17 protein-coding genes are annotated in these 14856 nt (G+C 39.6%); 9 read left to right on the forward strand and 8 right to left on the reverse strand.

Annotated features, from left to right (window positions below):
* Both FTV28_RS09025 and FTV28_RS09030 read right to left on the reverse strand, forming a co-directional pair.
* A complete protein-coding gene (locus FTV28_RS09025; RefSeq protein ID WP_004976645.1) occupies positions 1–474 on the reverse strand; it encodes an Rrf2 family transcriptional regulator in 474 nt (157 codons plus the stop codon).
* A gap of 123 nt (positions 475–597) precedes the next feature.
* The gene (locus FTV28_RS09030; protein WP_179990168.1) at positions 598–1245 is read right to left on the reverse strand and encodes a hypothetical protein; all 648 of its coding nucleotides are present in this window, start codon (positions 1243–1245) and stop codon (positions 598–600) included.
* Positions 1246–1440: 195 nt separating this feature from the next.
* On the opposite strand from FTV28_RS09030, the gene FTV28_RS09035 reads away from it, so the two are divergent.
* From FTV28_RS09035 to FTV28_RS09045, 3 genes are all read left to right on the forward strand, one after another.
* Positions 1441–1908: a phasin family protein gene (locus tag FTV28_RS09035; protein WP_179990170.1), complete on the forward strand. Its 468-nt coding sequence runs from the start codon at positions 1441–1443 to the stop codon at positions 1906–1908.
* Between the two features lie 224 nt (positions 1909–2132).
* Complete coding sequence (locus FTV28_RS09040; protein WP_004976639.1) at positions 2133–2405, forward strand: HU family DNA-binding protein; 273 nt, start codon at positions 2133–2135, stop codon at positions 2403–2405.
* 131 nt (positions 2406–2536) lie between these two features.
* Positions 2537–4408, forward strand: coding sequence for a SurA N-terminal domain-containing protein (locus FTV28_RS09045; protein ID WP_131261456.1), 1872 nt, complete (start codon positions 2537–2539; stop codon positions 4406–4408).
* An 81-nt stretch (positions 4409–4489) separates the two neighbouring features.
* On the opposite strand, the gene FTV28_RS09050 is transcribed toward FTV28_RS09045, so the two are convergent.
* A complete protein-coding gene (locus FTV28_RS09050) occupies positions 4490–5362 on the reverse strand; it encodes a DUF2797 domain-containing protein (protein ID WP_096901440.1) in 873 nt (290 codons plus the stop codon).
* A gap of 34 nt (positions 5363–5396) precedes the next feature.
* Between FTV28_RS09050 and FTV28_RS09055 the strand changes: the two genes are divergently transcribed.
* Together FTV28_RS09055 and FTV28_RS09060 are read left to right on the forward strand one after the other, a co-directional pair.
* A complete protein-coding gene (locus FTV28_RS09055; protein ID WP_004976635.1) occupies positions 5397–5891 on the forward strand; it encodes a DUF6231 family protein in 495 nt (164 codons plus the stop codon).
* A 140-nt stretch (positions 5892–6031) separates the two neighbouring features.
* Positions 6032–6634, forward strand: a complete 603-nt coding sequence (locus tag FTV28_RS09060) for a YidB family protein (protein ID WP_004976634.1) — start codon at positions 6032–6034, stop codon at positions 6632–6634.
* A gap of 137 nt (positions 6635–6771) precedes the next feature.
* Here FTV28_RS09060 and FTV28_RS09065 read toward each other — a convergent pair whose 3' ends face one another.
* The 5 genes from FTV28_RS09065 to FTV28_RS09085 all read right to left on the reverse strand — a co-directional run bounded on the left by FTV28_RS09065 (position 6772) and on the right by FTV28_RS09085 (position 11016).
* Complete coding sequence (locus FTV28_RS09065; RefSeq protein WP_179990172.1) at positions 6772–7875, reverse strand: porin; 1104 nt, start codon at positions 7873–7875, stop codon at positions 6772–6774.
* A gap of 353 nt (positions 7876–8228) precedes the next feature.
* Positions 8229–8642 carry an HIT family protein gene (locus FTV28_RS09070; protein WP_179990174.1) on the reverse strand — a complete coding sequence of 138 codons (414 nt, stop codon included), beginning with the start codon at positions 8640–8642 and terminating at the stop codon, positions 8229–8231.
* A gap of 38 nt (positions 8643–8680) precedes the next feature.
* Complete coding sequence (locus FTV28_RS09075; protein WP_179990176.1) at positions 8681–8950, reverse strand: YARHG domain-containing protein; 270 nt, start codon at positions 8948–8950, stop codon at positions 8681–8683.
* Positions 8951–9035: 85 nt separating this feature from the next.
* Entirely contained in the window at positions 9036–9908 is an 873-nt protein-coding gene (locus FTV28_RS09080) for an NAD(P)-dependent oxidoreductase (protein WP_179990177.1), read from the reverse strand.
* A gap of 13 nt (positions 9909–9921) precedes the next feature.
* A complete protein-coding gene (locus FTV28_RS09085; RefSeq protein ID WP_131261453.1) occupies positions 9922–11016 on the reverse strand; it encodes an alpha/beta fold hydrolase in 1095 nt (364 codons plus the stop codon).
* A 151-nt stretch (positions 11017–11167) separates the two neighbouring features.
* Between FTV28_RS09085 and FTV28_RS09090 the strand changes: the two genes are divergently transcribed.
* From FTV28_RS09090 to FTV28_RS09105, 4 genes are all read left to right on the forward strand, one after another.
* Positions 11168–12355 (forward strand): O-succinylhomoserine sulfhydrylase, encoded by a 1188-nt coding sequence (locus tag FTV28_RS09090; RefSeq protein WP_096901446.1) that lies wholly within the window; start codon positions 11168–11170, stop codon positions 12353–12355.
* Positions 12356–12386: 31 nt separating this feature from the next.
* A complete protein-coding gene (locus FTV28_RS09095; protein WP_004976621.1) occupies positions 12387–12716 on the forward strand; it encodes a YbaB/EbfC family nucleoid-associated protein in 330 nt (109 codons plus the stop codon).
* Between the two features lie 10 nt (positions 12717–12726).
* Positions 12727–13323, forward strand: a complete 597-nt coding sequence (gene recR, locus FTV28_RS09100) for a recombination mediator RecR (protein WP_019837914.1) — start codon at positions 12727–12729, stop codon at positions 13321–13323.
* A gap of 224 nt (positions 13324–13547) precedes the next feature.
* Positions 13548–14690 carry an HRDC domain-containing protein gene (locus FTV28_RS09105; protein WP_179990179.1) on the forward strand — a complete coding sequence of 381 codons (1143 nt, stop codon included), beginning with the start codon at positions 13548–13550 and terminating at the stop codon, positions 14688–14690.
* The last annotated feature ends 166 nt before the right edge of the window (positions 14691–14856 follow it).

The following is a 14856-nucleotide window of genomic DNA, read 5'->3' on the forward strand; positions in this document are numbered from 1 at the left end:
TCAAATACCTGTAACCGATAACAGAGCTGAATCAAACGGTGCTGTGTTCTGGCGAATGGCAACAGTTTGTACGTTGTCACGCGCAACTAAATCAGCAAGTGAGATTTTAGCGAGATAGTCGGCAATATGATGGGAGAGTTCCTGCCATAAGTCGTGAGTCAAGCACATTGCACCATTTTGACAGTTGCCTTTATGGTCGCAACGCGTTGCATCAACAGTTTCGTTTACGGCTTCAATGATTTCTAGCACAGTGATTTCATTTGCACTACGTGCTAAATGGTAACCACCGTTAGCACCGCGAACACTAGACACTAAGCCGTGGCGCTTAAGTTTTGCGAATAACTGCTCAAGATAAGCAACAGAAATAGTTTGACGGGCTGCAATTTCAGCAAGCGTGATCGTTTGTTCAGTTGGCTGCAAAGCTAAATCAAGTAGAGCAGTCACTGCGTAGCGACCGCGAGTTGTTAAGCGCATGATTCGATACACATGATTAGACTAGATATGGGTATTCTATGAATCCCGACTAAATTAGTCAAGTATTTTATTGTGATATTGCGCGCGAGGATTTACGCTGTTTTTCTTGATATTTTAATGCGTTTAAACGATCCATAAATTATACACTAATAACGTAATTAATAGTGCTGTTATTACACCAAAGACGATGTTAATGCGCTTTTGACGACGTTCAATCCGACGAATACGGTTTTTATGCTGTTTAAGCTCAACTTGTAGGGTGTTGATCTTAGAGCGTTGTTCATCAATTTTGTCTAAAAGTGGGGCAATGCGCTTTTTAGAACCAATCACTTCTTGTTCTTGCGGTGCTTCTTTCAGCCATTGTTTCCAGTCAGCTAAAACTTTGGGTGCACTAAAATGCAAAATTAGATCACGAAACTCATCTTTAAGGGTAATGTCACCATCTATACGCATGTGTTTAATACTGCGACGATTACCTAAAATAAAGATTTTAAATAAATCTATGAGGGTGGTGCGCACATCTAAATCGACAGCTTGTTCAGGTGCTTTGCTGTCAAATAAGATGCCGTTTGGATTGAATTCCACGTAAATGTCGAAATAAGGAATATAGCTATTAATTTTAATGGTGATTTTCTGGTCGACAAACTTTTTAGCCTGCAAAGCGACCACACGATCATGTTTTAGAATAAAGCTAAAAATTGTTTCCAGCACAATCATGAGCATGGTCAGCAACAAATGTGGATTACTTTGTCTTTGTTGCGAATCACTCATAAAATCAAGTCCCTAAATCTAAAGTTGAATTCCTTGTTTTGCGCTTCGTTGAGAATACATTCTAAGAAGCGCAGCGAATAATCTTGCTTTGTAGAACAGTTTAGCAAAACGATCAAGTATTTAATTTGCTATTATGAAAGCATTTTGTAGGTTTATTACATTCATGTGCGCATAAAATAAGCAGGAGAGAGGTTCATGGAAAAAACGACGGATAGCGTAGAAGAGCATTGGCTTGAATCAGAAACCACATTGAAAAATAAAGATAAATTACGCTCAGGACGTAAAACATCACTCGATTTTCGTAAATATACCAAGCAAATTTGGCTAGCAGGTTTAGGTGCATTTTCACGCGCAGAAGAAGAAGGCAATAAATTGTTTGACTCTCTGGTCAAGGTGGGTGAGGAATTAGAATCTAAAACTACAGAAATTGCCGATCAAACAGTTGAAAAAGTGTCTGAAAAAGCCAAAGAGTCGGTCATTGATACTAAAGATAAAGTTGAGCGTTTAATTGACCATAGCGTCAATCATTCTTTAAATAGAATTGGCTTGGTGACAGCAAAAGACCTACAACATTTGGAGCAATTGGTACTGCAATTACATGCCAAAGTCGATGCGTTGATTGAAGAAAATAAACAATTAAAAGAAGATGTTGCGAAAAAGTAATTCTGTGGAAAGGGGGCTTAAAGGATGTTGCTTTATTATACATCGGGTATTTTAGGGCAAAACTGAATAGAGGCTAACAGTTCCATCGTTTTTACCATTTATTTTGCATAAAAGCGTGCAGGGAGTATTGCTTTTACCCTCAAAGCATTGCTATAAAGGCGTTACGGTAATTTAAATTAAATCTCTGGACCTTAAATAAACGATATTAAGAGGACGTAATTTTCATGAATAAATCAGAATTAATCGATGCAATTGCAGAGAAAGGGGGATTGTCTAAGACTGATGCAGGTAAGGCCTTAGACGCAACAATTGCTTCTATTACTGAAGCGCTTAAAGCGGGTGATACTGTAACCCTCGTTGGTTTTGGTACATTTAATGTGAAAGAGCGTGCTGCTCGCACAGGTCGTAACCCACAAACAGGTGCTACACTTGAAATTAAAGCAAGCAAAGTACCAAGCTTTAAAGCGGGTAAAGGTTTAAAAGATTCAGTAGCATAATCTTTTAAAATGCCAAGAAAGCGCGCCAATTGGCGCGTTTTTTATTAATAATGTCAATAAACGGCTTCAACGCATTCATTCGTTGAGGGTTTTCAGTTAAAATCTCGCACAAATAAAATATTGGAATACTTATGGAATCTTTTCGTAAAGTTATTAAGGGTTGGTTGGGCAAAGTTTTGCTCGTCTTGTTCTTGACCCCTTTAGCACTTGTAGGTATTGAAGGATATTTTAGTGGAGGTCAGTCTGAAGACACTGCACAAACAGTCAATGGTCAGCAAATTTCAAAACGAGAATTAGATAATCTGACCAATTCCTTGAAAGAACAATACTTGGCCTATACCAATGGTGATGAAACACTATTGAATCAAAATTATATTCAAAACAAAGCCAAAGATACGTTGGTTGCACGTACCTTGTTATTACAACAAGCTGAGAAATTAGGGATTTCTTTGAGCGATGCACAAATTGAACAAATGATTGCACAGCAACCGAATTTCCAACAAGATGGCAAGTTTTCTGAAAGCTTGTATGCGAACTATCTGCAATCTGTAGGCATGACCAATCAGGCGCTTGTGGCAAATTTACGCCAAGACCATGCGTTAAAAATGCTGAGTGCTAGCTTTACCGATTATGCTTTAGTTAGCCCGTCTGATATTCAGCAAATTGCCAATTTACAAACCCAGCAACGTACTTTGCATTTATCTAGCATTAAGTTAGATGACTACAAGAAAAACATCACCACAAATGCACAAGAGATTGCTGCGTATTATGAACAGCACGCCAATGCCTTTAAACAGGTTGCTAGCGTTGATGTCGATTACATTGTGGTGACTCCAGCCAATATTGCACCTGCAAATACGGCTGTCACTGACGCAGAGTTACAACAGGCTTATCAAAAGTTTGTCGAAACTCAAAAAGGTGCTGCTGTACCGACAGTGAAACATATTTTAATCACCACCGATGCGCGTGATGATGCCGCAGCTAAAAAACTTGCAGAGCAAGCCGCAGCTGAAATTAAGCAAGGTACAAGCTTTACTGCAGCTGCACAAAAGTATTCGGATGATCCTGAGTCTAAAGCCAAAGGTGGTGAGGTTGCAGGTTATGAAGCAGGCGTATTTGGCGATGCCTTTGACAAAGCCGTGGGTAGCTTAAAATCTGGTGAAGTATCACAGCCGATTAAAACTCAATATGGCTATCATGTGATTCAAACAGAAGGTGCTACAGTTCAAGTCCCTGCGTTTGAAACTCAAAAAGCACGTTTAATGGCAGAGTTGCAAAAAGCCAAAACTGAAAATGCGTATACCGATACCATCAACAGCTTAAATGAATTGGTGGTGAGTAGTGATGCTTTAGATGTTGTGGCAGAAGAAGTGAAAACGGCCAAAGTCGAATCTGTTAATGGTTTAACTTTGGCGGCGCAGCATCCTGTTTTAAGCCAGCCATCTGTCAAAGTTAAATTGTTTAATGATGATGTGAAAAATGGCGATCGCAACGCATCGAGTAACATTACTTTAGCCAATGGCGATGTGGTATGGGTGAAAGTGCGTAATTACCATGCCGCAGGTGTGCAAACTTTAGAAGAAGCAACACCCCGCGTAAAAGCTAAACTGATTGAGAAAAAAGCCTTTGATGCAGCGAAAAAAGATATTCAAGCTGCGTTGGATGCCTTTAAAACTCAACCTGCAGCGACCGTTTTGGCGAAAAACCAAATCCGTTTTGAAAATGCAGGCACATTCACCCGTGCAGATGGTTTGTTAAAGCGTGAAATTGAACGTGCTGCATTTAGTGTGCTTGCGCCTAAAGATGGTATGTGGTCAGTAACAACAGCATCTATACCAAATGAATTGGTGGTGGTAGCTGTATCAAATGTAAACGATACTACATCGAATGCTTTAACGCCTGAGCAACTGAAAGAGTTAGCGCAGTTGTATCAACAATTACGTGCTCAACAAGAGCTAGATGACTATACGCAATATTTGAAATCGAAAGCGAAAATCAAATAAGTGATGAACATCTACAAAAAAACCAGCAAATTTGCTGGTTTTTTGTGCATCTAATAATGATTAGGCAAGCATCTGAAAGACTTATTCAGCGCGAATTTTTAGCTCATAACCTGTGTATTTACGAATGTTGATGACACCTGTATCCAAGATTAAATATTGCCCTTTAATTCCTTGCAGTTTGCCGCGAATAATTGGGGTTTTATCTAAGTTATGCGATTTAATTTTCTCAGGATACTGTTCTACAGGATAAACAAATTCACGCGGAAGTTCCTGATCTAAAAGCTCTACCGTTTCGTTGAATTCAAGGTTTTGACTAAACTCATCACGAATGGTCTGAATTTTAGGTGCAAACTCTTCAATCAGTTGTTCACGCACTTCAACTAGGTTTAAAGGCTCTGCTTCGCCTTTGAGTAGTTTGCGCCAGTCGGTTTTATCTGCGACCTGTGTACCAAACATAACTTCCAATTGCCCAGATAAACGGCGTGAGCCGACTTTCATAATTGGCAAGGCTTGAGTTGCGCCCTGATCTAGCCAACGTGTTGGCATTTGACCTAAACGGGTGATTCCCACTTTTAAAGCACTTGAATTGGCTAAATATACGATGTGCGGTTGAAAGCAGACTTCTTGAGCAAAACTATCTTCACGACAGGTACCTAAATGATAGTGACAGGTCTCAGGCTTCATGATGCACATATCGCAAGATGCTTTGGTTTTAAAACACTTGAAACAATGTCCTTGCGAATAGGATTTTGGTGTTTTCACACCACAAGAAACACAATAAATATTGCCCGTCCATTCCAGTTCAAGTTCTTGCCCAAGCTGAAAAGGCAGGTCAATTTCTGCACGGTCTAGAATAAATTTATATTCAACATTTGCCTTGTGTACCTGTTCATCAGTTACACTATGGTCCTTAAGACCTGCGTGCATTTTATGGCAAATGCCTTGTAGTTCCATAAGAATACTCTCTCGAAAATGAAGGAATGCAGTGATGGCTGAAATGCGTTTAATTCAAGCATTAATTGATGATTTATCTCAACAACAGCCAATTTCTACTGCATTGTGTATAGGGCAAAATATTGAAGCAAGCCCGAAGTATAACAATCAAGCGGCTGATGAGCAGCCAACTATCCAATGGCAGTATTTTAGCGCATTGGCATTTTTAAATCTGCCTTTTACCCAACGTTTTGATTTGGCAGTTGTATTTTTAGATGCTGCCGATTTTGCTGCGCAGACACCACAACACACCTCGCAAATTTTGGTGAAGCTACGTGATTTATTGGCAAAACGTATTGTGGTGATTGCTGCGCGTGAAGATGAGCAATTGCTTAGAGCGCTTGGTTTTACGCAATTGATTGAACATCGCTTTGAGCAGCATCATTTGTGCTTATGGCAATTTAATATTTTGACTTATAAGCACGTGCCTGATTGGTTTAATTCTAAGTTTTGGGCAAACCCTGAAAATTGGGATAAATTCCGCTGGTAAGTGCTGAATTACGATCACAAAATTCTAATAATGATAATTAATTCACATAAATTTAGGATATTGCAAAATTTAACAATTTCAAGCGCGCAATTCAGTCAAAACTTCGTATGCTGTCATAAGGGCATTATGAGGAAAATAAAATGACCAATTTAAGCAATATTGTTGAAATTTTAGCAAAGCAGGCATTGGGCGCGAATCAGCAATCTAATCAATCTCAAGGCGGATTGGGTGGTATTTTAGGTTCGGTTTTGGGGCAACTTGGTGGTAATAACCAACAATCTGCGCAAGGCGGCTTGGGTGGCATTCTTGGTTCGGTACTAGGTCAGTTAGGTGGGCAACAACAGCGTTCTGCTACAGGTGCTTCAGGTACACAAAGTTTATTGATTGCAGTTTTGCCTTTGGTGTTGGCATGGATTCAAAAACAGGGTGGCTTGCAAGGTGCTTTGGATAAACTCAAAGGACAAGGCTTAACCAGTCAGGTGGATGATTGGGTGTCTACAGGCCCAGGTGAAAATGCGCATGTAGGTGCTGAACAAGTACAAAGTTTATTTGATGATGCCGATGTAGAGCAGGTCGCACAGCAAACTCAGGCGCCAAAGCAAGATATTTATAATGCGATTTCTGCAGTATTGCCGCAAATTATTGATTCATTGACACCACAAGGTGAGCAAACTAGCAAACAAGAAGCCAATGATGATATTCAACAAGTGATGAATTTAGTGTCTGGATTTTTAAAGCGTTAATATTGAAAAATTCAGCTTTGCAAAACTGACTTGAATAAACTAAGCCAGCAAGTTTGTTGGCTTAGTTTTTATTTGGTTTTTTAAGTATGCAAAAAACACGCCGAAGCGTGTTTTTATGTTTTAAGTTTGGTTCAGACTTAGAAGTCGTAACGGAAACCTAGAGAAAGACCTAGAGCATCTTCATCAAAAGCACCAGTAACGTTGTTTGAACGACCTTGTGACCATGGTGTTAATCTAGAGTTTGTATCATTTAACATTGTTGCAAGATTTGCGTATACACGTACAGCTTTGTCTAAACGGTGTTCTACACCTACAGCCAATAATGTTGCATTTGCGTCAGTCGCATCAACATCACGGTGGAAGACTTGACCGCGTACATAAGTTTTAGGTGCAACTTTATAATCCGCTGCTACACCAAATACGTGTGTATCTTGTTTTGAAAGAAGTTTCTCTAAATCACCACCTTTAGCAGCTGCAATATCTGCTGCTGTGCCTTGTTTATCAAAAGTAGTGTATTGATATAAAGCACCAATATTTAGCTCAGGTGTAACTTTGTATGCTGCTGCAATACGGAAACCATCACGTTCACCACGACCAGCTTCTTCTTCGTAATGCTCATAAGCAGTAGCAAAATCGACTTTTCCTTCTTTATAAGTTAAAGCTAAGTCATAAGCTTTATCTTTGTCATTTTTACCGTCTTTTGTTGCATCAGGGCTATTCTTTTCGTGTAAAGAAAGTGCGCCTAATACGTTAAAGCCACCACCAAATTTTGGTGTTTTATATTCAATTGTATTCGCATTACGTTCATCAAAACGCTGTTCAGAAACGCGAGTTACGTTGCGAATGTCGCCAACCATATCACCAAAGAAGTTAACTGGACCACGAGCAGCTTTAAATGGACTGTCAAAACGACCTAAACGTGCTTGACCAAAGTCACCTTTTAAACCAACAAATGTATCACGGGTAGCAAACTCAACGTCATCATTTGCAGAGCCACTAGCGAAGTTAATTTCTTGTTCAATTTGACCAAAAACAGTCATGCCATTTTCTAATTTTTGTTCAGCTTTGAAGCCTAAACGTGATGAGTTAGAAGAAAGACCAACTTCGTTGTAGTCTTTACCATCATCAAGATAGTCTAAAGATACGTGTGCACGGCCATAAACTTTAACATCAGCAGCCATAGCTAGTGCTGGTGTAAATAAGGTTGCCCCAACTGTTAATGCGCAAAGCGTTTTTTTCATGTGTAGCTCCAATACAGACTATTGTTTTTAGTCCTAAACATTGTTCAGAAGTAGGGTTGATCTACCGCTGCTCTCTATTGGTGCTAAGTATTCCTTACAAATGCGACAGTAATATTAAGGAAATATTTCAAAATTATTAAAAAGAACAAATTAGATCAAAAACTTACCTTTAATCGCAAATTTTAAATGATCAGGTTTTTAAATTTAGAAAAAAATTATGAAATGAATAACTTAATTGCAAGGGGAGTGACATATTATTGTCATCAATGCTGTAGTTAATCCTGAAATTAAACATGAAGCGAAAAAAATGGAGCGAGTGCTCCATTCATTTTTAATGCAATTTTGGAAATATTTTAAAGCGCTGCTTTAATTTTTTCCGCTTGGGCTTTAATTTTGTCTTGGTCGCCCATTTGTGCAGCATGTTTCCCAAGTTGATGAACCGATGTTGGAATTAAGTGAAAATGCACGTGGGGGACAGTTTGACCTGAACTTGCACCAGACAATTGCATTAACACGATACCATCTACACCCAAAGCTTGCTCCATTGCTTTCGCAATTTTTTGCACAATTTGAATGGTATATGCTGCTGCATCTGCAGGTAAATCCAATAAAGTTACTGCAGGTGTTTTAGGAATCACGAGAGTGTGACCATCGGCTTGCGGCATGATGTCCATAAACGCAAGCACTTGGTCATCTTCATACACTTTAATTGCAGGAAGTTCGCCACGTAGAATTCTTGCAAAAATATTTTGATCATCGTAAGCCATTATGATTCCTTAAATTCAGCTTTGATATTTCAGAACGGTTATTTACAGTTCAGTTCTTTTTGACGTTCTTTGATTGCGTCAAGACGTTGTTGTTCTTTTTCAGAAAACTTAGGTTTGGTTGTATAGCAGTTGTCATTACCAAAACGTGCTTTAGCTTCTGGGTCTTTGAAGCAGAACCCTTTAGATGCATAAATAACATCGTGGTCATTTTTAAGTTTTTGACATTCTTGTTCAGATGCAAAAGCAGTTGAACTTGCCCCAATTAAAGTTGCAAGGCTTGCAAATAAGGCAATGCTAAACTTGTTCATAAGAGTTTCCTCTATTTAATGATGGTGTGACTAGCCACTTAATACACATTATTGGGTTTATTGCTGCATATTCAATGGCGAGTTCTTACTCTAGGGTAATATTACTCCATAATTCATACATTTTCACAGCAGTGGAAAAATCACTGTCTTTTTCTGCGGTTAAATTCGCTGCTTGAATCAGACTTTGGGTTAAAGCCAATACAGGTGCAGGCAACGCTGCTTCACGAACTAAATCCAATGCAATCCCTGTATCTTTAGCCAGTAAAGGCAGAGCAAAAGTATTTGGAAAAGCGCGGTTCAGTACTCGCTGCGGCAAAATCATTTCCGTTACTGCACTTTTTCCGCTTGAAGCATTAATGCACTGTAAGGCCTGATTTAAGTTTACGCCATGTGCTTTTAAGGTGGTAAAACCTTCAGCTACAGCACACAAACTCACTGCCATTAACATATTATTCACCGCTTTTACGGCAAAGCCAGCACCAGGTTCACCCACATGCTGAATCACTTTACCAAAAGCCTGAATTGCAGGTAGGGCTTTTTCAAAAGCAGCAGCTTTACCGCCAATCATGACTGTTAATGTGGCATTTTCTGCACCAATGGTTTGTCCGCTTACAGGTGCATCTAAAAAGTCGATCTGTTGTGCTTCAAGTTGTTGTACCAATTTTTTAGCACTTTCGGGTACGCCACTGGTGCAATCGACCCAGACTGAACCTGCTTTAAGTTGAACTTGTGCAATCAGGTTTTCAACTTCGGTACTGGTGGGCAAGCAAGAAAAAATAATATCTGCTTGCACCGCTTGAGCCAATTCTACCGCTTGTGTGCCATATTCAGCAGCATGTTGCTCGGCTTTGGCAAAGTTACGATTCCAGACATAGACCGTATCAAAATGTTTAGGTAAATGGGCTGCCATGCGGTAGCCCATTGCGCCTAAGCCAATAAATGCAACAGATTGAATCATGTTTTTGCTCTCTTTATGCAATTTTGCTAGATCGTTGTTCTAACCAAGTGGTCAGTTTAGGCCAGAATTCATTGGCACTTTTTTGACTGGACATTAAACCCAAATGTCCACCTGGAATAAGAGTAAACGTGACATCGGTACTACTTGTCAATTCACATAAAGGTTGAGCAGCTTCAGCAGTGACAATTTGATCGCTATCACCCGCACCGACCAAAAGTGAACAATGAATATTTTTAAGGTCTATCTGATGTTGTTTGAGTTGAATATGACCTTGTTTGAGTGGGTTTTGCAGCCATACATTCAATACCATGTCCTGATTAATCCCACCCGGATAATCAATCATATTATTTAAAAAATTGGCTAAAGTTGCGTTTTCATGCAAGGTTTGTAAGTCGTGCAGATTCGACAGCATCTGTTTATTGCTTTCCAGCCATGCTCTAGGGTCTAAAATCTTAAAACCAATCGCATTGATTAAACCCGGTGTATGAATTAAATGCTTTGGAATTTTTCCTGAATAAAAGGCATGTTGCAATTTGGGATATTTAGAAATCAGTTGATTGGTCAGTTGAAAGAGTTTACCAACCCGCCCCGAAGCATAGCTATCTACAGGGCTACCCAAAACCATCAAGTTTTTAATATGAGTTGTTTGTTGGTCGGCGGTATAAAGCATGGCAAAAATACCCGCCATACTCCAACCATGTAGTGAAATTTGTTCGACTTTGGCGTGTTGTAAAATGAGTTGAATACAATTAGGGATTGCATCCTGAATAAAAGCCATAAAATTTAAATGACAATGTTGATAGGTCAATTGTCCCCAATCAACCAAATACACATCAAAACCGCTATGCTGAAAATGTTTCACTAAAGAACGATAAGGATATAAGTCATAAATCGACATGGTAATTGCTAAAGGCGCAACAAAAACCAGCGGCTCTTTATATTGCTTATCTGGCGAAGCGTAATAGCGAATCTGCGCATACTTATAACGTGCCACGATGTCGTATGGCGTGGTCTGAGATAAGATCAAATCACGGCTTTTAAATAAGCGAGTGCTGAGGTTTTTAAGCTTTTTTCGGTGCGGATTAAATTTTCTTTGTAGCTGATTCATGAGGTGTTCCATCACACGTGGCGCAGATTTGAATGAAGTCTAAGCGATATTTATACATTTTACCTTGACCTTAAATGCGCTTGGCGCTCAAAATGTTGGCAATTATTTAACAAACAGGTCTTAGGACTAAGTTTAGGGCTGAGCAGTAAAGATGAGTCAACACGACGACATTGAATATCAATTAGATACTTTGGCAATTCGTACCGGACACAACCGTACAATTGAAGGCGAACACAGTGAGCCAATTTTCCTGACTTCATCATTTGTTTGTGAAAATGCTGCCGATGCAGCTGCAAAATTCTCAGGTGAAATTGAAGGCAATACCTATTCACGTTATACCAATCCAACTGTACAGGCTTTTGAAAAACGCTTGGCAGTATTAGATGGTGCAGAACGTGCGGTTGCGACAAGTTCGGGTATGGCGGCCGTTCATGCGATCACTTTGGCTTATCTTAAAGCGGGTGATCATGTAGTCTGTTCACGTGCTGTATTTGGCTCGATCATTTCACTATTTGAAAAATACGTGATGAAGTTTGGTGTCGATGTCACTTTTGTTGATTTAGAAGATTTAGACAGCTGGAAACAAGCCATTCGTCCAAACACACGTCTTTTATTTATTGAAACGCCATCGAATCCATTGGCACAAGTAGGCGATTTACAAGCCATTGCCGATATTGCACATGCAAATAATGCTTTATTTGCAGTTGATAACACTTTCTGTACCCCAGTTTTACAACAACCAATTAAATTTGGTGCTGACCTAATTATCTACTCATCGACCAAATATATTGATGGGCAAGGGCGTGCTTTAGGCGGCGCTGTGGTAGGTAAAGACAAACTGGTTGAAGAAATCAACGGTGTGATTCGTACTTTGGGTAACTCATTAAGTCCATTTAACGCATGGATCTTCTTAAAAGGTTTAGAAACTTTAAGCCTGCGGATGAAAGCACATTGTGCCAGCGCACAAAAACTTGCCGAGTGGCTAGATGCACATCCAAAAGTTGAAAAAGTGTATTATGCAGGCTTGCCGCATCACGCGGGGCATGAGTTGGCGAAAAAGCAACAGTCTGGCTTTGGTGGTGTTGTATCTTTTGTGGTAAAAGGCGAGCGTGAAGGCGCGTGGACTGTGATTGACAACACACGCTTCCTATCTATCACCAGTAACTTAGGGGATGTAAAATCAACCATTACTCATCCTGCAACAACATCGCATGGTAGAATGACCCCAGAAGCCAAACAAGCAGCAGGCATCAGCGAAGGTTTAATTCGTGTTTCTGTTGGCTTGGAAGATATTGATGATATTATTCGCGACATCGAGCGCGGTTTAGACCTCATTTAAAACTAAATAGATCATTTGTTCGGAGATTTTTATGAACATTAATATGTTGATGCAGCAAGCACAGCGCATGCAAAAAGAAGTGGAAAACAACATTAAAAAAGCCAAAGAAGAACTTGCGCAAACTGAAGTGCATGCAGAAGCAGGTGGTGGTTTAGTGAAAGTGACTATGACCTGCCGTAATGTGGTCAAACGCATTGAAATCAACCCTGAATTATTGCAAGACGATGCAGACATGATTGAAGATTTGATTGCCGCTGCAATGAATGATGCTGCCCGTCAAGCCGAAGCAATTTCTGAAGAAAAAATGAAGTCTGCAAACTCAGGCATGGGCTTGCCACCGGGCTTGGCTGGTTTATTCTAAGGAACGGCGTATGTTTAGTGATCGTTTTGATCAACTGGTACAAGCGCTACGCATTTTGCCAAGTGTTGGGCCTAAATCGGCTCAACGCATGGCATTGCACCTGATTATGAAAAATAGAGAAGGTGCAGTCGGTCTGGCTCATGCTTTGAATGAAGCCACCAGCTATATTCACGAATGTTCGATTTGCCATTCATTAACTGAAGATGAAGTTTGCAATATTTGTGCCTCACATGATCGGGATGCACATTTGCTGTGTGTCGTGGAGTCTCCAGCCGATGTGATGGCCATTGAGCAAAGCGGTAGTTTTCGTGGAAAATACCATGTCTTGGGAGGGCATTTATCGCCTTTAGATGGTATTGGCCCAGATGAAATTGGCATTCCGTACTTGGTACAGCGTTTGAGTGATGGCAATATCACCGAAGTGATTTTAGCCACCAATGCAACTGTGGAAGGTCAGGCAACAGCGCACTATTTGGTGGAAGCCACGAAGCATTTACCTGTGCAGATGACGCGGATCGCACAAGGTGTACCGCAAGGTGGCGAGCTTGAATATGTCGACAGTCATACTCTAAGCCAAGCTGTGCATAATCGGATGCGAATGAAATAAGCATCTTGGTGCTTATTTCATGTGAATGATCATTTAAAGTCTTTGCTTGAATTCACATAGAGTAAAAACTCAAATTAAGATAAAAAAACGATAAAAAAATCTAGAAAATATCTGTATTGACTTAAAAATAAGATAAAAAAGTAAAATACCGATTATATTTTTATAGCTAAACGCTATTTAATGTTTAAAATGAAACTCTAGAGAGTGCAGTCTATCTGGTCGCTATGTTCCAATTTATTCACCAACAAAAAGACTTTGAAAATGTCTTGGCATTAATGAGTCAAAACAGCATCTATGGTTTAGATACCGAGTTTATTAAGGTCGATACGCTTTGGCCTAAATTGGGTGTATTCCAAATTAATGTCAATAATCAGGTTTATTTACTAGATGGCACCTCGCTCAATTTGACCGCTTTTTGGGAAAAACTGTTTCAGGCGCAGCAAAATATTTTTCATGCCTGCGGTGAAGATATTGATTTAATTTATCATTATGCACAGCAAAAAAACTTAGATAACGTGTTTGATACCCAAGTTGGCATGTCATTTTTAGGGCATGGTTTACAAGTCAGTTATCAAAACGCTTTAAAAACCATGCTCAATGTCGATATTGATAAAGGGCAAACTCGCTCAGACTGGCTTGCACGTCCGTTGTCCGATGAGCAGTTAAATTATGCTGCCAATGATGTGCTGTATCTAATGCAATTGGCAGATAAGGTACAAACCGACTTAAAACAAAATTATTTACTGGATTTTGCACAAGAAGATTGCCGCAATTTAACTCAGGAAATTGGTGAAGAAACACCTTTAGAGTTGTTGTATCAGGATGTGGGCAACTATCGTCATTCACGCCGTCAACTCATGCAATTGCAACAATTGGCCGTTTGGCGTGAGCAAATGGTAAAAGCCTTAAACCAACCACGTAGTTTTATTTTGCGTAATTCTACTATGCTGGACTTGGTCGAGAAAAATCCTAAAAATCAGTTCCAGCTCAGTACTATTAAAGATTTACGTGCGCATATTGTGCGTGAACATGGCAAAACTATTTTAGATTTAATTAAATATTTGCCTGATCAATCACAATGGCCATTACGTATGGCGCGACCAATTCGTCATTCTTCAAAAGAAGTGGGCGAAAATGTAGAACAGGTGATTCAACGTGCCGTACAGGAAACTCAAATTCCAAAAGAAGTTTTGCTGCGTAAAAAATGGCTCAATGCGCTTTATCAGCATGTGGTATTTCATAACGATGAGCAAGATTTGCCTAACTATTTGTTAGGTTGGCGTTATGAATTACTCACCAAGCCTTTAATTGAAGTTTTACATGCCGACGAGCGTTATTTGTCTGGTCAGATGAAAGTTGCTGAATAAATCAAACCGATCCACATTTTAAATAAAGCCGTTTTTCACCTGAAAATGGATGAATTTTCACGCCATTCTTTGTTTGAGTGTAAACATAGACCAATGCGTTAATAATGGTTAATGTATCTCGGTTTTTTTTGTTGTATCCTTTGACTGAGTTTTTAGAGTTTTGTTG

It is taken from the genome of Acinetobacter sp. YH12252 (genome assembly GCF_013417365.1).
Lineage (GTDB): Bacteria > Pseudomonadota > Gammaproteobacteria > Pseudomonadales > Moraxellaceae > Acinetobacter > Acinetobacter towneri.